Origin of the sequence: Actinomyces sp. zg328, assembly GCF_009829635.1 — a bacterium.
GTDB classification, from domain to species: Bacteria; Actinomycetota; Actinomycetes; order Actinomycetales; family Actinomycetaceae; genus Actinomyces; species Actinomyces marmotae.
Map to the genome: position 1 here is coordinate 1 of NZ_VWPE01000015.1, position 20,877 is coordinate 20,877.

Sequence of the window (20,877 nt, forward strand, 5' to 3'; positions counted from 1 at the left end):
GGGCACGGGCTGCATGGTCGGGGCCGTGGTCGGCTCCGCCGTGGGGGCGGGCTTGGGGTCGGCGGTCGGCGCCGGGGCCGTGGGGTCAGTGGTTGGCGCCGGGGGCGCGGGCTGCGTGGTCGGGGCCGTGGTCGGCTCCGCCGTGGGCGCGGGCTTGGGGTCGGCGGTCGGCGCCGGGGCCGTGGGGTCAGTGGTTGGCGCCGGGGGCGCGGGCTGCGTGGTCGGGGCCGTGGTCGGCTCCGCCGTGGGCGCGGGCTTGGGATCGGCGGTCGGCGCCGGGGCGGTGGGCCCGCTCGTGGGAGCGGGAGTGCTCGGCCGCGCGGTGGGCGCGTTGGTCGGCCGGGGAGCGGGCGCGCCCCCCGGGACGAAGGAGAACAGCCTCGACTCGGCCACGCCACCATCGGGCGAGGAGACCCGCAGGCGGAACCACCCGTTGTCCACAAGATCCTTCGTGGTCAGGTGGAAGAGGGACTCAGCGTCGATCATGGTGGAGAACGCGCCGTTCTCCATCTTGACCGGAATCGTGGCCTTGCGGTCGATCGCGCCCCCGCCACCGCGCAGGGCCACCGTCATGTTGACGGTGCCGTTGAGGGCATTGCCCTTCGCGTCGGCCCAGTTCGAGCCCTTGAAGGCAAGCGCCGTCGTGCCGAAAGAGCCCCCATCGCCCAGACTGAGCCTGGGCTTCCCGGTGATCGCCCGAGGCGACGCCGCGGCGCTCGCGCTGGGAGAGGCGGACGGAACGCCGGAAGGCGACGCCTCAGGGGCCCCGTTAGCCGTGGCGGACGGGGAGGCTGACGGCGACGCGGAGGGTGACGCGCTCGGCCCGGCCGACGGGGAGGCGGTCGGCTCAGCGGACGCGGATGGCGACGGCGAGGCGGTGCCGCTCGGCGAGGGCGCCGCGCTGGATGTGGCGGAAGGAGCCGGAGGCGCGGGCGTCGGGGACTCGCCCGGGGCCGGCGTCGTGGCCTCGGGAGCGGGCGTCCTACGAGGGAACCCCTCAAGCCGCGGGGCCGGGCTCGGCGCCGCCGTCGCACGGCGAAGGTTGTTGACCCGCGGTCCACCCATGGGGGCCGGAACCGGATCCACGGCATCGGAATCGGCCGCGGCCCTCAGGGGCTCCGCAACGCCGGCATGGGCATCGGCGAGCGCCTCGACAGCGCCCCCGGAACGACCGACGATCTGGTCGATGGGGCGGTTGACCCGGGGGGTGGAAGCCTTAGCGCCGTCCACGGCGGCAGGGGCCGCCCCGGGGGCCTGAGCAGCCTTCGGGCCGAGCTCATCGGCTCCGGCGGTGGGGCTCACGGCGATAGAGCCGAGGCCGAGGCCCGCGGTGAGGACGATGCCCAGCGCCGCGGGTAGGACCATCGCGGCGCGGGTGGGCTCGAGGCCCGGACGGCACAGGGATCGGGACATCTCGGCGGGTGCGCTTCCTGTCTCAGGCGAGCCCGCCGTCTCCGACGGGCCCGGGAACGTCAAGACCGCTCGGGGCTGCGGTCATGTGGGTACATCCTTATATTACCGTCCGAGCCGCGCCATTGACGTGATCCCGCGGCAGATCAACTTCCGAGCGAAGGCCGATCGTCAGCGAGTCGTCGTCGACCAGGCGATTCTCTCACCGAGAGCTTGGCACATACCCGCAGGTGAGGAATGGTGCAACTCAACTCCAGGCGCACCCCTGAGACCTATATCACTTGTGACCTGTTGCAGCGCGTCCCGGTCCCCCTCCCGCCCTCATCTACGCTGAGCCCAGGAGTGATCCGCGTCCTGAGAACCCCGTTCGGGACTCCCGCACCCTTCCCCAAGCCCTCCCCGGGCATTCCCCGGGCCCTGCCGCCCCGCGGCGGCCGGCAGCGCATGGGAAGCGGCGCGGACGAGTGAGCCCGTGAGTCTGTGCGTCAAGCCCCTCAGCGCGCCCGCGCCTTCGCGCGGCGGGCGCCGGTGGGCGAGTGTGGTGGGCCAGGTGCGGCAAGAGAGGAGGCCGACCGGCGCTCCCCCACACTCCGCGAAGGCCTCACGGCCAGAACCTGGGAAGAACTCAATGACCACTCAGAACCCGTCCGCCTCCGACGAGCACGGGCCCCTCAGCCTCGACGACCTCTTCAGCGCCTCCGAGGAGGGGGTCGCCTCACCCGCCGCGGCGCGCGCCCGTGCTCACGGCACGACTATCTCAGCACTGTCCGCCGGCTCGTCCGCATCAGCGCCCTCCTTCGACACCCCGGCCTCCTCCGACACGCCCGAGGACCCCGAGGATGTCGAGCACGAGGATGAGGAGGACGACGTCGACCGCGCCCTGCCCGAGGCCGACCCCGAGGACGACGCGCCCGACGAGGCCGAGCACGCTGACGACGGCGCCGACATCGACGAGGAGGAGGTCGACGGCCACGCGCCCTTCGATCCCACCGACGACGATGACGAGGACGAGGACTCCGCCCGCGACGATGCCGGCGCGCCGGCCGAGGCCACCTTCTCCGATCTCGGCCTGCCCGCCGACCTGCTCAAGGCCGTCACCGACATGGGCTTCACCACCCCCACCCCCATCCAGCGCGAGGCCATCCCCGTGCTGCTCGGTGGGCGCGACGTCGTCGGCGTCGCCCAGACCGGCACCGGCAAGACCGCCGCCTTCGGCCTGCCCCTGCTCGACGCCGTCGACTCGCGCAACGGCACGGTCCAGGCGCTCGTCCTGGCCCCCACCCGCGAGCTGGCCATCCAGAGCGCCGACGCCATCACCGACATGGCCCAGCGCTCGCGCGGCCTCGACGTCGTCGCCGTCTACGGCGGCGCCCCCTACGGCCCCCAGATCGGCGCTCTCAAGTCCGGCGCGCAGGTCGTCGTCGGCACGCCGGGCCGCATCATCGACCTCATCGAGAAGGGCGCGCTCGTCCTGGACGCGGTGAAGTACTTCGTCCTCGACGAGGCCGACGAGATGCTGCGCATGGGCTTCGCCGAGGACGTGGAGACCATCGCCGCCTCCCTGCCCTCCGGGCGCCGCACCGCGCTGTTCTCCGCCACCATGCCGCCCGCCATCGAGCGGGTGGCCGCCGAGCACCTCGTCGACCCCGCGCGCATCGAGGTCTCCCGCCAGTCCTCCACCGTCGACACGGTTCACCAGACCTACGCGGTGGTCCCCTTCCGCCACAAGATCGGCGCGGTGTCCCGCGTCCTCGCGGTCACCGAGGCGGAGGCCGCCATCGTCTTCGTGCGCACCAAGTCCACCGCCGAGGATGTCGCCATCGAACTGGCCGGGCGGGGCATCCAGGCCGCCGCGATCTCCGGTGACGTCCCCCAGCGCGAGCGCGAGCGGCTCGTCGAGCGACTGCGCGCCGGCGCCCTGGACGTCCTCGTCGCCACTGACGTCGCGGCCCGCGGGCTGGACGTGGACCGCATCGGGCTCGTCGTCAACTTCGATGTGCCCCGCGAGGCCGAGGCCTACGTCCACCGCATCGGGCGCACCGGCCGCGCCGGCCGCCACGGCGAGGCCGTCACCTTCCTGACCCCCAAGGAGAAGAGCAAGCTCCGCCAGATCGAGCGCCTGACCGGCACGCGCCTGGAGGAGATCACCCTGCCCTCCCCCGCCGACGTCTCCGCGCACCGCGCCCGCAAGCTCCTGGCCAAGGCCGCCGCCCGCCACGAGCGCGGCCGCCTGGGCATGTACGCCCCGCTCATCGCCGACACCACCACCGAGCTGGACATCGACGCCGAGGGGCTCGCCGCCATCCTGCTCGCCCTCGCGGTGGGCGACGAGGGACCGCAGCGCCGCCACGACGACGACCGCCCGCGCCGGGGCCGTGAGCGGCGCGAGGTGAGCGTCGACGACGAGGGCGCCTTCGTCTCGGCCAGTTTCGAGGGGGGCCGCGAGAACCGGCGTCGCGAGCGCCCCGAGGGCAGGCAGGGCGCCGCGCGCGGCGGGCGCCGCGAGCACGAGGGCCCCGGCACCGTCTACCGGATCGAGGTCGGCCATCGCGACCGGGTCATGCCCGGCGCGATCGTGGGCGCCCTGGCCAACGAGGGCGGGATTGAGGGCTCGGACATCGGCAAGATCGACATCCTCCAGTCCTTCTCCCTCGTCACCATCTACGCCGACCTGAGCCCCGAGCAGCTCTCCGTCATGGGCCGCGCGACCTTCGCCGGCCGTGAGCTGCGCATCCGCCCCGATGAGGGCCCGGGCCACGGCTGGTCCAGCCCCAATGACCGCGGCCGACGCGGGGAGCGGGACGATCACGGCTTCCGCGGCGGTCGGGGCGAGCGCGGCGGGCACCGCTGGGAGGACCGCGGCGAGCGCGGCGATCGCGGCTTCCGCGGCCGCTACGAAGACCGCCGCGGCGGGCACGACGACCGCCGCGGCGGGTACCGGGACGATCGTGGCGGCCGTCGTTGGGAGGACCGTGGCGCCCGTCGTTGGGAGGACCGTGGCGGCCGTGACTCGGGCTTCCGGGACGACCGCGGCTACCGCTCCGGGCGCGACGACCGCGGGGGCAACCGCTTCGGGGGCAACCGCGGCGGCGGCTACCGTGGGAACCGCGACAACCGGGGGCCCTGGGGCTCGCGGCGCGATGACTCCTGAGCGCCCGCGCTCGGGGAAACGCCCGCGCTCAGGGCGATAAGGCGTGATCGCCCCCGGCCGGAGCACCGGCCGGGGGCGATCCGCGTCCCGGCCCCCAAGGCTTGACAGCCCCGACGCGCGGAGCAGCGCTGGTGGAGAGTTGGTGGGGACCAGTCAGCGCTCGTGCTGACTGAGACCCGAGGCCATCGCGCCCAGTTCGTCCCAGCGCTCGCGCTCGACACGCAGGGGCTCGATGAGCCGTGAGTCGACGACGGCGTCGGTCGCCTGCCGCAGGCGCCTCCTGGCCCGGGCCGCCCGCCGTCCGGCGCCCGCGCGCACGGCCGCCACGCCGATGACCCCCAGCAGGGCGCCGCTGGCCAGGCCACCTGCGAGGAGGACGACGGGCCAGGGCACGAGGCCCCAGCGGGGCGGCTCGACGACGATGAGCAGCAGGTCCCGCATGCCCCACAGCGCGACCAGCCAGAGTCCCCCGGCGATCGCCACAACCAGGGCGAGCCATTGGAGGGCTGAGGCGGCCGACCACCAGCGAGGGGCGCGCATCCCCAGGTCGGCGCGGGCGACGGCCGCGTCGAGTTCACGGCCGATCGCCTCGGCGCGCTCATCCATGCGCTGGAGCACGGCGTCCCGGGCCGTCCCCGGCAGGTGGGCGCTGGCGTCCGCGGCGAGCCGGTGCGCCTCGGTGCGCAGGAGCCCCACGGCCACGGGACTCGGCTCGGGCAGGGATGTGCGCGCAACGGCGTCGATGGGCTTGGGGCCCTCCCCCGCCCTGCTGGAGCGCGAAGGAGAGGCGCCCCGCAGGTGGAGGGCGGCGAGCGGATCGGCTCGGAATCGGCGGACCCATCGCACCGGCGGCCATCCGACGCTCAGCGCCCCGCGATGGATCGTGGCCGCGCGGACGGCGCTGGCGACGACCTCGGCGCCAGCGGCGCGGAAAGCCGCCTCGGCGAGGCGGCGGCCATCAATGGGCGCCCCGGCCCCGCCACCCCCGACGCGCTCGCTCAGACGGGTCGCGGCCCGGCGCGCATCGGCCCGCAGTCGGAGGGCTGAGGCGGTGCGCGCCTGGGCGATGCGCTCCAAGGCGCCTCTGAGGGCATCGATTCCCTCGCCGGTGCGGGCGGAGGCTAGGATCGGGGCGGCACCGGTCATGCCCTCACGGGCCAGGAGGCGGCGCAGGTCGGCGCTCACCTGCTCGCGCGAGGCGGCGTCGAGCCGGTCGGCCTGGTTGAGGACCACGAGGGTGACCTCCGCGTGGGCGGCCATGGGCGCGATGAAGTCCTTGTGGAGGACGGCGTCGGCGTACTTCTCAGGATCGAGCACCCACACGAGGGCGTCGACCTGGGCGGCCATGCGCTCAGCGATAAGCCTGTGCTCGGGCGCGTCGGAGTCGACGTCGGGCAGGTCGAGGATGATCGCATCGGCGGGGACCGCCCCTGCCAGCGGCGCGACGACGCGATCATCAACGCCAAGCCAGTCCAGGAGCGCGGACGCCTCGCCATCGGCGCGCCCGCCCGGCAGGAGGGCGAGGGGGCGGGTGGTGGTAGGCCTGGTGACGGCGGTCCGGGCGATCGGCGCGCCGGCAAGCGCGTTGAGGAGGGAGGACTTGCCCGAGCCTGTCGCTCCGGCCAGGGCGATGACGGTGCGCCCCGGTGCCAGTGACGCCCGCGCGCCCGCGCGCGCGACGATCTCGCGGGCCTCGTCGAGATCCTCTCCGAGGCCGAGCCCGTCACCGAGCTCGATGATCCTCCCCAGCGCCCCGAGCGCCTCCGCAAGGCTCTGAGCCGCGGGGTTCTCGCGCGTGGCGCGCCTGGCGCGCTCGGGCCCGGCCCCGCTCATGAGCGGCCCTCCCCGGTGACGCCGCTGGTGGCCTCCAGAGCGGAGGCGGCGGTGCGCGCGGCTCGTCTCAGCTCGGGGCCCGTGGGTGAGGGCTGGCGCAGGGCGGAGACCAGCGCCGTCGCCTGCTCGTTGACGAGCGCATGGACGCGGGCGTCGAGGTCGATCTGCGCGCGCTCGGCCATGGCGCGCATGGCCTGGTCGCCGAAGATCGCCTCCAGCAGCCGCTGGGCGATGAGGGCGGTGCCCCCGGCGATACCGACCTCTCCCCCCGTCAAGCCCCCGGTGTGGGCGAAGACGACGATCATAAGGGCCACGCCGACCCCGTTGACGCCCAGTGAGATGAGCCGGGCGGTGAGGCGCTTGTCGGCGCCCTCGGCCCGCACCAGGCCCAGGAGTTCTCCCTGCCACTCGTGGACGAGGGCGGTGGCCCGCTCGGTGAGGGCCTCCTGGCCGGGGAGCGCCGCGCGGGCGGTCTCCAGGGCGGGAGCGGCCGTGCCGGCCCGCTGCCAGGCTCGCTCAGTGGCGATCGAGGCGCGCTGGGCCTCGGCGACGATGAGGGTGGCCAGGGAGGACTCGATGGCGTCCTCGACGCGCTGGGCGGGGCCCGGCCGGCCGCGCAGCGCGGCGCTGAGGCGATCGCGGACGCGCCCGACGTGAGTCTCAAGCCCCTTGAGCATCCCGGAGGCGCCGATGTACTCCTGCCAGCGGGCCAGGACCTCGCCGCGCAGCATGGATCCGTCGGCGCAGGCGGCGCTGATCCGCCGCGCGGCCTCAGCGTGGGCGGTCAAGGCCGCCTCGGCGAGCTCGTGGCGCTCCTGGGCCTGGGCGTCGAGCTCGTCGGCCAGCAACTCGATCTGGGCCAAGGCGGCGCCCAGGGCCCCGGTGAGCGTCCGTCGGGCGACGCCGCGGCGGGCCTCGGCGTCGGCGGCCAGGGTGGTGAGCCAGTCCCGCAGGGGGGCGATGAGTGGGTCGGGCAGGAGGCCCTCAGCGTCCAGGGCGGTCTCGGGGATGGTGATGACGGGGGCCGTGGCGAGCCCGGCGGAGGCGAGGCGGCGCCGCAGGTCGGCCTCGACGTCGGCGGTGGCGCCGTCGGGGACGCGGTCGAGGACGACGGCGACGACGATGTCTCTCTCGGCGGCGGCCCGCAGGTGCTGCCAGGGGACGGCATCGGCGTAGCGGGCCGCGGTGGTGACGAACACCCACAGGTCGGCGGAGGCCAGGAGGGTGGCGGCGAGCTCGCGGTTCTCGTCGACGACGGAGTCGACGTCGGGGGCGTCCAGGAGCGCGAGCCCCGGGGGCAGCTCGCGGCAGGAGCGGACCTCCAGCTCCCTCCAGGAGACGGGGGCCCCGCCGTCGTCGGGGGCGACCGGCGCGCTGGGCGGGGCGTCCTCGGGCACGCGCACGCGGGCCAGGGAGCCCAGGACCCTCTCGGAGGCGAACCAGGGCTCGTCGGCGGGGGCGTGGAGGAGCAGGGGGCGCCGCGTGGTCGGGCGGATGGCTGAGGCCGCGGCGACGCGCCTGCGGATGAGGGAGGACACGAGGGTGGACTTCCCGGCGCCCGTCGAGCCACCGACCACGGCGAGCAGTGGGGCGTCGATGCTGGCCAGGCGGGGCAGGATGTAGTCACCGAGCTGGTCGGCGACCAGGGCCGCGCGCGCGGCGGCCTCGGCCGCGCCGGGCAGCGCGTAGGGCAGGTCGATGAGGCCCAGTCGCGCCCCCAGCCCCTCCAGGGCGGTGGTGGCCGCCAGGGCGCCGGGCGCGGCGGGCTCGCCGATGCCGTCGGAGTGGCCCGGTGATCCGGGCGGTGTGCCAGGGGTGGTCATGATGCCTCTCAGGCCTGGCCGCCGCGGGCCACGAGGCGCGGGGCGAGGTCATCCTCGGGGCACTGCCAGGTGGCAGCGTCGGCGGGAACCTGATCCCCGGTGCGGATGTCCTTGACGGAGTCGCCCTCCCCGGGGGCGCCGGGGAACCAGACGAAGGGGATGCCACGCTTGTCCGCGAAGCGGATCTGCTTGCCGAACTTGGCGGCGTTGGGGGCGGCGTCGGCGGGGATCCCGCGCTGGCGGAGGCGGTCGGCAACGGCGTCGGAGTCGGCGCGGTGGGCCTCGTCGGTGACGGCCACGAGCACGGCGGTGGGCACGGCGCGGGTGACCTCGATGAGGCCCGCGCCGATGACGCGGGCGAGGAGGCGGGACACTCCGATCGAGATGCCCACGCCCGGGAAGGTGCGCTTGCCGTTGGAGGCCAGGGAGTCGTAGCGCCCGCCGGAGCACACCGAGCCGAGGTCCTCGTGGCCGGCCATGAAGGACTCGTAGACGGTGCCCGTGTAGTAGTCGAGGCCGCGGGCGATCTTAAGATCGGCGATGATCGCTCCGGGGCGCCGCAGGTTGGCGGCGTCGAGGAGGCCGGCGAGCTCGGCTAGGCCCTCCAGGAGCGTCTCGGAGGGGGCGGCCTCGCCCAGGGCCGTGCGCACGGCGGCGTCGATCGCCCTCGGGCTGGTCCCGGTGATGGTGGCGAGGTCGAGGGCGCGCTCCGCCTGGTCGGCGCTCAGCCCGACCGCCTCGGTGAGCTCGGCGGCCACGGCGTCACGGCCGATCTTGTCGAGCTTGTCGACGATGCGCAGGACCTCGATGAGCTCGTCGTCGCCCACGCCGATGGATTGGTAGAAGCCCTGGGCGACCTTCCTGTTGGACACGTGGATGGTGACCGGCGGGATGGGCAGGGCGGCCAGGGCCTCGTGCATGATGAGCGGGACCTCGACGTCGTTGTGCAGCGGGAGGGCGCCGTCGCCGACGATGTCGATGTCGGCCTGGATGAACTCCCGGAAGCGGCCGTCCTGGGGGCGCTCGCCGCGCCAGACCTTCTGGATCTGGTAGCGCTTGAAGGGGAAGGTGAGGGCGCCGGCGTTGTCGAGGACGTAGCGGGCGAAGGGGACGGTGAGATCGAAGTGGAGGCCGAGGCGCTTGGCGGGGTCGGCCTCCTCGGGGCCGTCGGGGTCGGCCTGGAGGCGGTTGAGGAGGTAGACCTCCTTGGAGGTCTCCCCCTTGCGGGCCAGCTCGGACAGGGGCTCGACGGCGCGGGTCTCGATGCTGGAGAAGCCGTGCAGCTCGAAGGTGGCGCGCAGGGCGTCCAGGAAGGACTGCTCGACGATGCGGCCCGCGGGCAGCCACTCGGGGAATCCGGACAGGGACGATTGCGCCTGACGCGCCTGGACGCTCGATGCCATGGCGGGCATTGTGTCATGGCGCGCTCGCCGGGTGGGTGGCGTGTCAGGCGTTGCGATCGCCACCACGGATCTTGGCCTCGGCCAGGTAGGGGTTGCCGTGGTGCTCGTGCTCCATGGTGGTCACCGCCCCGTGGCCGGGCAGGAGGATGGTCTCAGGGGAGACAGCGCCGGCCAGGAGACGAAGGGTCGCCCACATCTGGACCTGGTCGCCGCCGGGCAGGTCGGCGCGGCCCACGGAGCCCTTGAAGATGACGTCGCCGGCCAGCGCCATGAGGTAGTCGCGCTCCTCATCGGCGTGGCTGGGGTCGTCGTCGATGACCTCGGCCTCGGTGAGGAGGTAGTTGTCCGCCAGGCGGGAGTTGAAGAAGAAGAGCGTGGAGCCCTCGGTGTGGCCGGGGGCGGGCACGGCCTGGAGGCCGAGGCCGGGGAGGATCTCGAAGGCGGCACCGAATCCCTCGGCGGGGAAGGCCCGGATGTCGGCGGGCCGCTTCCAGGCGGTGCCGGCCATGTCGGCGAAGCTCATGCCATTGGCCCTGATGGCGGTGGAGGCATCGGGGTCGTCGAGGCGGTGGAGGTCGGGCCGCGGGACGTAGACGGGGACGGAGGCGGCCGGGGTGAGCGGATCGGCGATGGAGAGGATCCCCTCATCGCGGGCGGCCTCGATGAGGGTGGCGGCGTCCCACACGTGGTCGGCGTGCCCGTGGGTGAGGAGGATCGCGCCGAGGGTGAGCCGGTTGGAGCGGAGCAGGGCCATCGCACCCCGCGCGGATCCCGCGCCCGGGTCGACGACGAGGGCCGGGCCCCCGGGGGCGGGGGCGAGCACGTAGCAGTTGGCGGCGAAGACGGGGGCGATCGTGCGCTCGAGGATCATGGGGCCAGCGTAGTCACCCTCCCCGGGCCGCTCACGTGATCATCGGCGCTCGCCGAGCGCGCGGAGGGGGACCGAGCGCGGCCCCTACGCCGTCGGCCAGGCGAACTCCCAGCCGAGAGAGGCGCTGATATCCGCCAGCGCGGCCATCATGACCGGCGCCGCGAGGAGGGCGCTGGCCCGGGGCTCCTCGGGCAGGGCGGAGGCGGCCCGCTCGAAAAGCACCACCATGGGGCGCCCCGTCATCGTGGACTCCGCCCACAGCCCGTCCACCGGGCCGAGGCCGTCGTCGGGCTCGGCCCGCGCGATCTCCCGGGCCCAGGCTCGGCAGGCGCCCCGGGGAGCGGCCATGAGGGAATGACTGGCCCCGTTGCGCAGCAGCCAGGGCGAGCCCTCGGCAAGGAGCGCCAGGAGCCGAAGCGGGCGGACGGGGACGAAGGTGGTCGCGGCGATGCCCGCCCCCATGGGGTCGACCCGGCGCTGCGCCTGGAAGACCTCGGCGACGGCCGTGCGCAGGTCCGTGGCCGTGTAGAGCACACCATGCCCGGGGTGATTGCCGACGGGCCCGGGATGCGGGTCCCAGCGCATCGTGGTCAGGGGGCCGTAGGAGCGGAAGTCGTTCCAGGCCGATGGGAACTCCCCCGCCGTGCGGTGGATGCGCCACAGCAGGCCCTGATGGGGGTGGATGTCCTCAGGCCCGATCGACAGCGGTGATGGCGGGCGACTGGGGTTCTTCGGCGCGTCGAGGGGCATGGCGGGAGTGCGGCGGCGCTCAGGCGGCGCGGGCGGCGGCGTTGAGGAGCGCGACGACGGCCTCGGCGCCGCCTCCGAGCAGGAGGTGGTCAACGGGACTGCGGCCGCCCAGCGACTCATCCGGCGAGGTCATGATGGTGGCGATGTCGATCCCGGCCAAGTCCCCCGGCAGCCCGGAGACGACCTCCCCCAGGTGGGGCAGTGCCCGCCCGGCGGCGAACTGCCAGCGCCAGTAACGCTTGCGCCCGCCCACCGCCGTGGAGGCCAGCGGCGTGGAGGCGGCGCGGTGGGACAGGCGGGAGGGGCTGATGCCCAACTCCTCCGCGGCCTGCGCGGCCGAGAGCGTGAGCTCGAGGGTCCGATTGATGACCATCTCGGCATGGCCTACGGCCAGCCTCGCGGCGCTCCGGCCCGACCCGGAGCGCAGGCGCGCGGGCTCGTCCAGGCCTCCGCGCTCCACGAGGTCGGCGAGCATCGCCTCTCCCACGGCCATGCCCCGTGGCGCCTTGCGCAGCATGGCCCGGAGCTGGCGGGCGTGGGCCTCCTCGTCGTAGTCGAGGCCCTGCTCGGCGTAGACATCCGCGACGGTCAGCGTCATCTCACGCCCCCCTTCCTCTCCGGCCCGTGCTCCAACGGCCTTTCGCGGCCCCCAGCAGCGCCCCGTGGCGCTCTATGGCCGCTTCGCGCTGCGCAACCAATTCTATATAGCTGCGCCAAGATGCGCCAGAGTTCCTTCCGGGCGCGGATACCGGCCTGACCCGGGCCGAGCGGCGGTCATGGTCCGGGATCCTGGCGCCCCATCTGTGAGCAAAAGCGGTCGGGGCTCGGAGTTCAGTGATGTTGCGGGTAGGCTCGACGCGCTGGCGCCTCCCGGGCCAGCGCACCACCACCCGGCCGTCAAGGCCGGGCGCGAACGGAACAGGGATCTGGATCCTCCCTCGCCCCGTCAACCACGAAGGAGCACAACGTGACTGAGCAGACGCAGCCCGCCGCCGAGCTGGAGCCCACCGCCACGTCCGAGTCGGAGCCCGCCTCCGCCACCACCGAGACCACCACCGCCCCCGCGGGCGCGCCAGAGTCGGCCGCCGCCGAGGCTGCCAAGCCCGCCCAGGCAGAGGCGCCCGCTGGCCCGGCAGCGGCCCGGGCCGCTGAGCCCGAGACGACGGGGGCCGAGGGCGCCGCCGAACCGGCCGCGCCCTCCGAGGCCCCCGGCTCTCCGGAGGAGGCCGCCGCCGAGGGCTCCGGCGAGACCGCGAGCATCGAGCAGGCTGACGACGCTGACGACGCCGCGGAATCCGCGGCCCCCGCCCCGGCCGAGCAGCCCTCGCCCGCGGCCGCGAATGAGGCGCCGATCGACCCCGAGGAGGCCATGGACGCCGCCAAGTGGGGCCGTGTCGACGGTGAGGGCAGGGTCTACGTCCAGGACGGCGGCGTCGAGCGCGAGGTCGGCCAGTTCCCGGACGCCCCAATCGCCGAGGCCATGGCCTTCTACGTGCGCCGCTACCTCGATCTCAAGGCGACGATCGACCTCTTCGCCACGCGCCTGCCGCACCTCTCCGTCCACGACATCGACACGACGATCACCTCGATCGAGGCCTCGCTCGTCGAGCCGGCCGCCGTCGGGGACCTCGATGGGCTGCGCGCCCGCTTCTCCGCCCTGCGCGGGGTCGCCGCGGAGCGCCGCGAGGCCGTTGCGGCCGAGCGTGCCGCGGCCAAGGAGCAGGCCCTCAAGGACCGCACCGCCATCGTCGAGCGCGCTGAGGAGATCAGTGGGCAGGACCCGGCGCGCACCCAGTGGAAGAATTCCGGCGCCGAGTTGCGCGCCCTGCTGGAGAAGTGGAAGGAGGCCCAGCGTCGCGGGCCGCGCCTGGACCGCCCCACCGAGGACGCCCTGTGGAAGCGCTTCAGCCACGCCCGCACCGCCTTCGACCGTCACCGCCGCCAGTTCTTCTCCGAGCTCGACGCCAAGCAGTCGCAGGTCAAGGCCGCCAAGGAGGCCCTTATCAAGCGGGCCGAGGAACTCTCGGGCTCCACGGACTGGGCCGGCACCTCCGCCAAGTACCGCGGGCTGATGGATGAGTGGAAGAAGGCCGGCCGCGCCTCGCGCAAGGAGGACGACGCCCTGTGGGCGCGCTTCCGTGCCGCCCAGCAGGTCTTCTTCGACGCCCGCAAGGCGAAGGACGAGGCCGTGGACGCCGAGTTCGCGGAGAACCTCAAGACCAAGGAGGCCCTCGTGGCCAAGGCTGAGGCCCTCCTGCCGATCAAGGACATCAAGGCGGCCAAGAAGGCCCTGCGCCCCATCCAGGACGCCTGGGAGGAGGCGGGGCGCGTGCCGCGCTCGGCCGTGCGCCGGATCGAGGGGCGCATGCGCGCCGTCGAGGACGCGATCCGCGAGGCGGAGAACGCCGAGTGGCGCCGGACCGACCCGGAGACCAAGGCCCGCGCCGAGGGCCTGGCCGGCCAGTTGCAGGACTCGATCGCCGAACTCGAGAAGGACCTCGCCGCCGCCCAGGCCGCGGGGGACGCCAAGAAGGTCGCGGAGGCCGAGGCGGCGCTCACCGCCCGTCGCGCCTGGCTCGACCAGGTCCTGCGCTCGGCCCAGGCCTGATTCGGGCGCGCGACGCCTCAGGAACCGGCTGATGCCCGGCACCGATCGAGGTGCCGGGCATCAGCCGTCCCACCACCGTCCGCGCTAGGCCCACCGCCCAGGTTATCCACAGATCCTCCGCGCCCCCTTCCGCGGCGCCGCGCGGGGGCCCAGCATGGTCCCATGGCAAGGCATCCCCACGTCCCCGCCCGCGCGGCTCTCGCATGGCTACGCCCCCGTCCCATCGAGCCGGCGCTCGGCGCCCTCCCGCCGCAGGACATGAGGGTGCTGCGCTGCCACGGGCTCGACGACGAGCTGCTCACCCCGCTCCTGGGCGGCCACTACCCCAGCGACCTGCTCACCTCTCCCCCGCTGCGCGCTCGGGCCCTGAGCCCCCATGTGCCGCGGGGCAACCTGGTCTGCGGCCCCAGTGCGCTGTGGGTGCACACCGGGCTCAGGCCGCCCGAGATCCTGTCCGTGGCGGGCGTGGTGAGGCCCGGCGCGTGGCGGGGCCTCGACTCCCACCGCATGTCGCTGCCCTTGGAAGACCGGGTAGTCCTGGCCGGGGTGGAGTGCTCCACCCTGGAGCGCGCCGCCGTCGACGTGGCGAGGACCGCGCCGCCGACCCGGGCGGTCGAGGCGATCCTGGCGGCCTACGGCGCCGGGGCGACGCGGCGCGGGATGCTCCTGGCCCTGGGGCACTGCCGTGGCGGGGCGGCGCACGGCCGCCCCCGGGCCCAGCGGCTCATCCTGAGCGTGGAGCGGGTGCTCTCCGAGCGCGCGGGGCGGCGGCGGGCCGCGCCGCTCGCCGCGCATCGCGGTTCAGGAGCCGTTGCTCCGGGCGCCTGAGGTGGTGCGGCGGGCCTCGTAGACGCCGTCGATCCTGCGCAGGGAGGCGAGGGTGTGGTCGAGGTGGCTCGCCGCGGCGAGTTCGACGACGAACCGCCCGGTGACCACGCGGTCCCTGGAGGTGGTGATCGTCGCCGAGATCATGTTGACGTGGTTGTCGGCCAGGACGCGGGTGACGTCGGCCAGGAGGCCGCCGCGGTCGAGCGCCTCGACCTCCAATTGGACGAGGTAGACCGAGTGCGCGTGCTCGGCCCAGGTCACGGGGAGCATCCGCTCGGGCTCGCGCTGGAGCTGGGCGACGTTGTGACAGTCCGCCCGGTGCACGGAGAGCCCGGATCCCCTGGTGATGAACCCGACGATCGGGTCCCCCGGCATGGGCGTGCAGCAGCGGGCGAGCTTGACGTAGACGTCGTCGGCGTCCATGCCCTCGACGACGACTCCTGAGTCGCCGCTGCGGCGATGGCTGGAAGAGGCCGAGGCCCGGGTGGGCAGGACGCCCTCGGCAAGGGTCTCCTCGGCGCCGGCCTCACCGCCCATGGCGGTTACGAGGGTATCGACGACGTGCTGGGCGGAGATGTGCCCCTCGCCCACCGCGGCGTAGAGCCCGTCGATATCGACCTTGTCGAGGCTCTTGGCCACATCCGTGAGGGAGTCATGGCTCATGAGCCGCTGGATCGGGAGGTCCTTCTTGCGCAGGGCGCGCGCGATGAGGGACTTGCCCTCCTCGATGGCCTCCTCGCGGCGCTCCTTGGAGAACCAAGCGCGGATCTTGTTGCGCGCCCGGGTGGAGCCCACGAAACTGAGCCAGTCCCGTGATGGGCCGGCATTAGCCGCTTTGGAGGTGAAAACCTCGACGGTATCGCCGTTCTCCAGGCGGGTGTCCAGGGGCACGAGGCGCCCGTTGACGCGGGCGCCGACGGTGCGGTGACCGACCTCCGTGTGGACGGCGTAGGCGAAATCAACGGCTGTGGAGCCACTGGGCAGGGATAGGACGTCTCCCATGGGAGTGAAGACGTAGACCTGTGAGCCGGCCATCTCGAAGCGCAGGGAGTCGAGGAACTCGGCGGGGTCCTGCGTCTCCTTCTGCCAGTCGACAAGTTGGCGCAGCCATCCCATCTCGCCGGCGTCCTCGACGCCGGTGCCGCCCGGGGCCGGTCCGGAGGCGTTGGGGTCCTCCTTGTACTTCCAGTGAGCGGCCACGCCGTACTCCGCCATGCGGTGCATCTCCGCGGTGCGGATCTGGATCTCGACGGGCTTGCCCCCGGGCCCGAGCACCGTGGTGTGCAGGGACTGGTAGAGGTTGAACTTGGGGACGGCGATGTAGTCCTTGAAACGCCCGCTCATCGGCGTCCAGCGAGAGTGAAGGGCACCGAGGACGGCGTAGCAGTCCCGCACCGAGTCCACGATGACGCGCACGGCGACCAGGTCGTAGATGTCGTCGAAGTCCTTCCCCCGCACGATCATCTTCTGGTAAATCGAGTAGAAGTGCTTGGGCCGGCCGGTGACGGTGCCCTTGATCTTGTTGACCCGCAGATCCTCCTCGATCTGCAGGCGGACCTGGCGCAGGTACTCCTCGCGGGCCGGTGCCCTCTCGTGGACCATCCGCTCGATCTCGTCGTAGACGCCGGGGTAGAGGGCCTTGAAGGAACGGTCCTCGAGCTCCCACTTGATGGTGTTCATCCCGAGCCGGTGGGCCAGGGGCGCGTAGATCTCGAGCGTCTCCTTGGCCTTGCGGGCGGCGCTTTCGGCGGGGACGTACTTCCAGGTCCGGGCGTTGTGGAGGCGGTCCCCCAGTTTGATGAGGAGAACGCGGATGTCGTGGGACATCGCGATGATCATCTTGCGCACGGTCTCGGCCTGCGCGGCCTCACCGTACTGGAGCTTGTCGAGCTTGGTGACGCCGTCGACGAGCAGGGCGATGTCATCGCCGAAGTCCGCGCGCAGCTTGTCGAGGGTGTAGTCGGTGTCCTCCACCGTATCGTGCAGGAGCGCCGCGGCCAGCGTCTGGGGCGTCATGCCGAGCTCGGCGAGGATGGTCGCCACCGCGACGGGGTGGGTGATGTAGGGCTCCCCCGACTTGCGCGTCTGGCCCTCGTGGGCCTTCTCGGCGACCTCGTAGGCGCGCACGATGAGCCCGGTGTCCGCCTTGGGGTGGTTGGCCCGTAGGGCGCGCAGGAGCGGGTCGATCGCGGGGGGCGTGGAGTGCCCCCGGGAGCCGAACCAGGCGAGGCGGCTGCGGACGCGCGAGCCGGGCACGATCGCGTCGTGCCCCGTGTCCGCGGCGCCCTTGGTCTCGGTCATTGCAACATCATAGCCACGAGGGGAGCCATGCATCGGACATCTGATGCCCTGGGGCCCGCCCGGGGCGGGATCCGCCCCGGGCGATCCCGCCTTCCCCGGGGGCGGGGGCGGGATCAGTGGGGCTCAGTAGACGACGACGGCGTCGACGTCCCGCCCGCCCAGGTGGGCCCTGCCGCCCAACTCGGCGAGCTCCAGGAGCATGCAGATCGCCTCGACACTGCCCCCGGCGCGCTCGACGAGCTCGATGGAGGCGGCGGCGGTCCCGCCGGTGGCCAGGACGTCGTCGATGATGAGGATCCTGTCTCCGGCGCGCACGGTCTCGGGGCGCAGTTCCATGCGGGCCGTGCCGTACTCCAGGGTGTAGTCGATGCCGATGACGGGTCCGGGGAGCTTGCCGCCCTTGCGCACGGTGAGCATCCCGATGCCCAGCCTCACGGCCAGGGGCGCGGCGAGGATGAAGCCTCGCGACTCCAGGCCGGCGACGGCGTCGATCCGCCCCCGGTAGTGCTCGGCAAGGCCTTCGATGAGCTCGGCGAAGGCCGGGCCGTTGGCCAGGAGGGGCGTGATGTCCCGGAAGAGGACCCCGGGCTCCGGGAAGTCGGGGATCTCCCGGAGGTTGTCGACGACGAGCCGGGTGAGAGCGGCGGGCAGGGGTGGGGGGACGCTCATGGGCGCTTCTTCCTCCTCTTGGGCTGAGCGGCGTGTCCGAGGTGGTGGCCGGGGGTGAGGGGCGAGGCCTTGGGGGCGGCCAGGATCGCCTCGACGGCGTCCTCGTCGTCGCCGGCGGCCTCGATGCGGCTCCTGCGGGCCCGCTCGACGCGCTCGGCCTGCTCGCGCACGCTCTTCTCCCGGCGCCCCAGGTCGACCAGCAGCGGCGTGGCCAGGAAGATCGAGGAGAGCGTTCCGGCGATCATGCCGATGAAGAGCGTCAGGGCGATATCCCGCAGCGTCCCGGCCCCCAGGATGAAGGCGCCGACGAAGAGCAGCGAGGCCACCGGCAGCACGCCGACGATCGAGGTGTTGACGGAGCGGACGAAGGTCTGATTGACCGCGAGGTTGGCCAACTCGGCGTAGGTGGAGCGGGTCTGGGTGGTGTAGGAGGCGGTGTTCTCGCGGATCTTGTCGAAGACCACCACCGTGTCGTAGAGGGAGTATCCCAGGATCGTGAGCACGCCGATGATCGTGGCGGGGGTGACCTCGAACCCCGTCGCGGCGTAGATGCCCACGGTGACGATGATGTCGTGGGCCAGGGCGAGCAGAGCCGCGACCGCCATCTTCCATGCGCGGAAGTAGATCCAGATGAGGGCGCCAACGAGCAGGAAGAACAGCAGGAGGCCCCGCAGCGCCTTGTTCGTGACGTCAGAGGACCAGGTCGGGCCAATGGTCGTCGAGGAGACATCGCCCGCGTCGACCCCGTAGGCGGTGGCCAGCTCACTCGACAGGGCGTCGAGGTCCGCCTTGTCCAGCGCGGTGGTCTGGACGCGCACCGAGGAAGAGCCGAGCTTGGTGACCGTCGAACTCGCGGAGCGGCCCTGCTCGGACAGGACGGTGTTGGCAGGGCCCTCAGCGGGCGAGGCCAGGCCCGTGATGGTCACCTCCGAGCCGCCCTTGAAATCGATGCCGGTGTTGAGGCCCACCGTGCCGAGGAGCGTCGCGGAGCCGATGATGATGAGCGCGGCGATCGTGTACCAGATGCGCCGCTTGGCGATGAAAGGGAAGGAGGTCTTGCCGGAGTAGAGCTCGTTTCCGAGGGTGGCGAGGTTCTTCACTTCGACTCACCGTCCTTCCCATCGTGGGCCTGGGAGTCGACGGCGTCGTCCCCCTCGATCGCGTCATCCCCTGCGGCGGCGCCATCGGACTGGCCGCGCCGAGCGCGGGCCTTGCGACGCGCCAGGGAGTCAACGGCCCCCTCGATGAGGGCGTCCCGGCCCTTGCCGTAGGCGGCGAGCGAGCGGGCGCCGAGGTGCTCGGGGTCGAGGCCGGAGAGCCGGTGCCCCTCGCCGAAGAAGCGGAAGCGAAGGATCCACACCATGAGCGGGTGGGTGAAGGCGAAGATGACGGCGAGGTCGACAACGGTGGTCACGCCGAGGGTGAAGGCGAAGCCCTGCACGCCGCCGACAGCCAGGGCGTAGAGGACCACCGAGGCGACGAGGTTGACGGCGTCTGATACGACGATAGTCCGGCGCGCGTGCTTCCATCCCTCATCGACGGCGGCGATGAGGGTGCGGCCGTTGCGGACCTCGTCGCGGACCCGTTCGAAGTAGATGATGAAGGAGTCCACCGTGATGCCGATGGAGATGATGAGCCCGGCCACGCCGGCCAGCGACAGGCGGTAGCCGATGAGCCAGCTCAGCAGCGCGATGACAAGGTAGGTGCCCACCGCGGCAATGACGAGCGATGCCACGGCCACCACCGACAGGCCCCGGTACTGCCAGGCGAGGTAGACGATGATGAGGAGGAATCCGATGAGGCCGGCGATGAGGCCGTTGCGCAGCTGCTCGGTTCCCAGCGTCGCCGAGATCTGCTGCTCGGACTGGACGGTGAAGTTGATGGGCAGCGCGCCGAAAGAGAGCTGGTTGGCCAGCGTGTTGGACTGGGTCCGGGCCTGCGCTCCCTTGCCGATGTCGATGCGCACGCGGCCATCGGTGATCGGCGAGGTGACGGAGTCGCGGAAGCCGGAGGACATGATCGTCAGGCCGTCCAGGACGATGGCGAACTGAGCCTTCTGGGAAGCGGTGGTGCGGGCCGGCGCGGCATTGGGCCCCGCTGTGGGCCTCGCGGCGGTCTTAGCGGCGTCACGGAAGCCCAGGAGGCGCTTGGAGACCTCGGCGAACTGCTCCGTTCCCTTGGCGTTGAACTCGACGGACACGCCCCAGTTGTTGGTGGGCCCTCCTTGCTCGGTGGTCTCAGTGCCGGAGACGGCCTTGTCGATGTCCGTGCCGGCGATGTCGGCGGGGCCGAGGATGTAGGCGGTGCCGTTGCCCCGCTTGTCACAGGAGATGACGGCCTTGGTGGGGTCCTGGGCCTCACCGGTGAGGTTCTCCGGGGCGGTGCAGTCGAGCATGGCGGCGTCGTAGATCATCTTCTCGGTGATCCACGCGTCCGAGGAGTTGTCATCGCTGGTGGCCGGCAGGGGGTCCTCGCTGATGGTGCCGTCGCGGTTGACGTCGGCGGCCCGGGTGGCGACCTCCTCGGGCGTGGTCGGCCGGATGGTGGGGGTGGCGGAAGGACTGGCGCTGGGGGTGGCCGTCTCAGTGGGCGTGGCCGTCTCAGTGGGCGTGGCCGCCTCAGTGGGGGTGGCCGTCTCAGTGGGGGTGGCCGTCTCAGTCGGCGTGGCCGCCTCAGTCGGCGTGGCTGTGGCCTGCGCCTGCTGCCTCGCCGCCAGGTTGTTCTGCTGCTCCGCGATCCGCGCGGCGCTGACCTGGAAGACGCGGATGACCGGCCGGAAGTAGAGGACCGCCGCCTTGCGCACGAGATCGAGGGTGGCCTCGCTCGGGGTTCCGGGAAGCGCCACGACGATGTTATGCCCGCCCTGGCGGGAGATCTGGGCCTCGGCCACGCCGGAGGCGTCGACGCGCTGGCGGATGACCTCGATGGCCTGGTTGACGTCCTCGTCGGAGATCTCCGAGCCGTCGGTCGTGGTCGGCGTGAGGATGATCTGGGTGCCGCCCTCGAGGTCGAGGGCCAGGCCGGGGGTTATGGCGGTGCGCTTCGTCGCCGAGCCGAAGGCGAGGGCGCCGAAGCCGACGGCGAGGACGAGCAGCAGGAGGAGGATCCTGGTTCCGGGGCGCTTGATCTTCTTGGTGGGCACGGGGTCCCTTTCATCAGGTAGCCGCCTGGGCGGCAGGATGCGTCGGGTGAGGGAGGCGCCCGCCGGGCCCTGGGGAGTGGGCGACGCC

13 protein-coding genes and 1 pseudogene are annotated in these 20,877 nt (G+C 72.9%); 3 read left to right on the top strand and 11 right to left on the bottom strand.

The features are described 5' to 3' along the window. Positions 1-1,413 (bottom strand): annotated as a pseudogene (locus GVV75_RS07265) (hypothetical protein); the annotation flags it as partial. 625 nt (positions 1,414-2,038) lie between these two features. Between GVV75_RS07265 and GVV75_RS07270 the strand changes: the two are divergent. Further along, positions 2,039-4,561 (top strand): DEAD/DEAH box helicase, encoded by a 2,523-nt coding sequence (locus GVV75_RS07270; protein ID WP_159814156.1) that lies wholly within the window; start codon positions 2,039-2,041, stop codon positions 4,559-4,561. 153 nt (positions 4,562-4,714) lie between these two features. Here the strand turns inward: GVV75_RS07270 and GVV75_RS07275 are convergent, their stop codons facing one another. From GVV75_RS07275 to GVV75_RS07300, 6 genes are all read right to left on the bottom strand, one after another. Beyond that, the gene (locus tag GVV75_RS07275; protein WP_159814158.1) at positions 4,715-6,394 is read right to left on the bottom strand and encodes a GTPase; all 1,680 of its coding nucleotides are present in this window, start codon (positions 6,392-6,394) and stop codon (positions 4,715-4,717) included. Next, on the bottom strand, positions 6,391-8,217 hold the full coding sequence (locus GVV75_RS07280) for a dynamin family protein (RefSeq protein ID WP_159814160.1): 1,827 nt from the start codon (positions 8,215-8,217) through the stop codon (positions 6,391-6,393). The genes GVV75_RS07275 and GVV75_RS07280 overlap by 4 nt, the downstream gene beginning before the upstream one ends. 8 nt (positions 8,218-8,225) lie before the next feature. Beyond that, positions 8,226-9,629, bottom strand: a complete 1,404-nt coding sequence (gene hisS / locus GVV75_RS07285; RefSeq protein WP_159814162.1) for a histidine--tRNA ligase — start codon at positions 9,627-9,629, stop codon at positions 8,226-8,228. A gap of 34 nt (positions 9,630-9,663) precedes the next feature. Continuing rightward, positions 9,664-10,491, bottom strand: coding sequence for an MBL fold metallo-hydrolase (locus GVV75_RS07290; protein ID WP_159524607.1), 828 nt, complete (start codon positions 10,489-10,491; stop codon positions 9,664-9,666). 84 nt (positions 10,492-10,575) lie between these two features. After that, positions 10,576-11,241 (bottom strand): RES family NAD+ phosphorylase, encoded by a 666-nt coding sequence (locus GVV75_RS07295; RefSeq protein WP_159814164.1) that lies wholly within the window; start codon positions 11,239-11,241, stop codon positions 10,576-10,578. A gap of 19 nt (positions 11,242-11,260) precedes the next feature. Continuing rightward, positions 11,261-11,839, bottom strand: coding sequence for a hypothetical protein (locus tag GVV75_RS07300; RefSeq protein WP_159524605.1), 579 nt, complete (start codon positions 11,837-11,839; stop codon positions 11,261-11,263). A gap of 369 nt (positions 11,840-12,208) precedes the next feature. Between GVV75_RS07300 and GVV75_RS07305 the strand changes: the two genes are divergently transcribed. Together GVV75_RS07305 and GVV75_RS07310 are read left to right on the top strand one after the other, a co-directional pair. Next, positions 12,209-13,849: a DUF349 domain-containing protein gene (locus tag GVV75_RS07305; RefSeq protein ID WP_159814166.1), complete on the top strand. Its 1,641-nt coding sequence runs from the start codon at positions 12,209-12,211 to the stop codon at positions 13,847-13,849. A gap of 162 nt (positions 13,850-14,011) precedes the next feature. Next, positions 14,012-14,677, top strand: coding sequence for a hypothetical protein (locus tag GVV75_RS07310; protein WP_201288736.1), 666 nt, complete (start codon positions 14,012-14,014; stop codon positions 14,675-14,677). Here GVV75_RS07310 and GVV75_RS07315 read toward each other — a convergent pair. From GVV75_RS07315 to secD, 4 genes are all read right to left on the bottom strand, one after another. Continuing rightward, positions 14,651-16,978, bottom strand: coding sequence for a RelA/SpoT family protein (locus GVV75_RS07315; protein ID WP_159523165.1), 2,328 nt, complete (start codon positions 16,976-16,978; stop codon positions 14,651-14,653). The genes GVV75_RS07310 and GVV75_RS07315 overlap by 27 nt on opposite strands. Positions 16,979-17,101: 123 nt before the next feature. Next, complete coding sequence (locus GVV75_RS07320) at positions 17,102-17,647, bottom strand: adenine phosphoribosyltransferase (protein WP_159523167.1); 546 nt, start codon at positions 17,645-17,647, stop codon at positions 17,102-17,104. Next, positions 17,644-18,747: a protein translocase subunit SecF gene (gene secF / locus GVV75_RS07325; protein WP_159625209.1), complete on the bottom strand. Its 1,104-nt coding sequence runs from the start codon at positions 18,745-18,747 to the stop codon at positions 17,644-17,646. The genes GVV75_RS07320 and secF overlap by 4 nt, the downstream gene beginning before the upstream one ends. Continuing rightward, positions 18,744-20,789, bottom strand: coding sequence for a protein translocase subunit SecD (gene secD / locus GVV75_RS07330; protein WP_159814168.1), 2,046 nt, complete (start codon positions 20,787-20,789; stop codon positions 18,744-18,746). Before secD ends, secF begins: the two co-directional genes overlap by 4 nt. Positions 20,790-20,877: the final 88 nt, after the last annotated feature.

Bases quoted from the DNA above. Each gene is read 5' to 3' on its own strand.
- GVV75_RS07315 (WP_159523165.1), bottom strand. From the start codon at position 16,978: ATGACCGAGACCAAGGGCGCCGCGGACACGGGGCACGACGCGATCGTG.
- GVV75_RS07320 (WP_159523167.1), bottom strand. From the start codon at position 17,647: ATGAGCGTCCCCCCACCCCTGCCCGCCGCTCTCACCCGGCTCGTCGTC.
- GVV75_RS07295 (WP_159814164.1), bottom strand. From the start codon at position 11,241: ATGCCCCTCGACGCGCCGAAGAACCCCAGTCGCCCGCCATCACCGCTG.
- GVV75_RS07270 (WP_159814156.1), top strand. From the start codon at position 2,039: ATGACCACTCAGAACCCGTCCGCCTCCGACGAGCACGGGCCCCTCAGC.
- GVV75_RS07290 (WP_159524607.1), bottom strand. From the start codon at position 10,491: ATGATCCTCGAGCGCACGATCGCCCCCGTCTTCGCCGCCAACTGCTAC.
- GVV75_RS07300 (WP_159524605.1), bottom strand. From the start codon at position 11,839: ATGACGCTGACCGTCGCGGATGTCTACGCCGAGCAGGGCCTCGACTAC.
- GVV75_RS07275 (WP_159814158.1), bottom strand. From the start codon at position 6,394: ATGAGCGGGGCCGGGCCCGAGCGCGCCAGGCGCGCCACGCGCGAGAAC.
- hisS (WP_159814162.1), bottom strand. From the start codon at position 9,629: ATGCCCGCCATGGCATCGAGCGTCCAGGCGCGTCAGGCGCAATCGTCC.
- GVV75_RS07280 (WP_159814160.1), bottom strand. From the start codon at position 8,217: ATGACCACCCCTGGCACACCGCCCGGATCACCGGGCCACTCCGACGGC.
- GVV75_RS07310 (WP_201288736.1), top strand. From the start codon at position 14,012: ATGGCAAGGCATCCCCACGTCCCCGCCCGCGCGGCTCTCGCATGGCTA.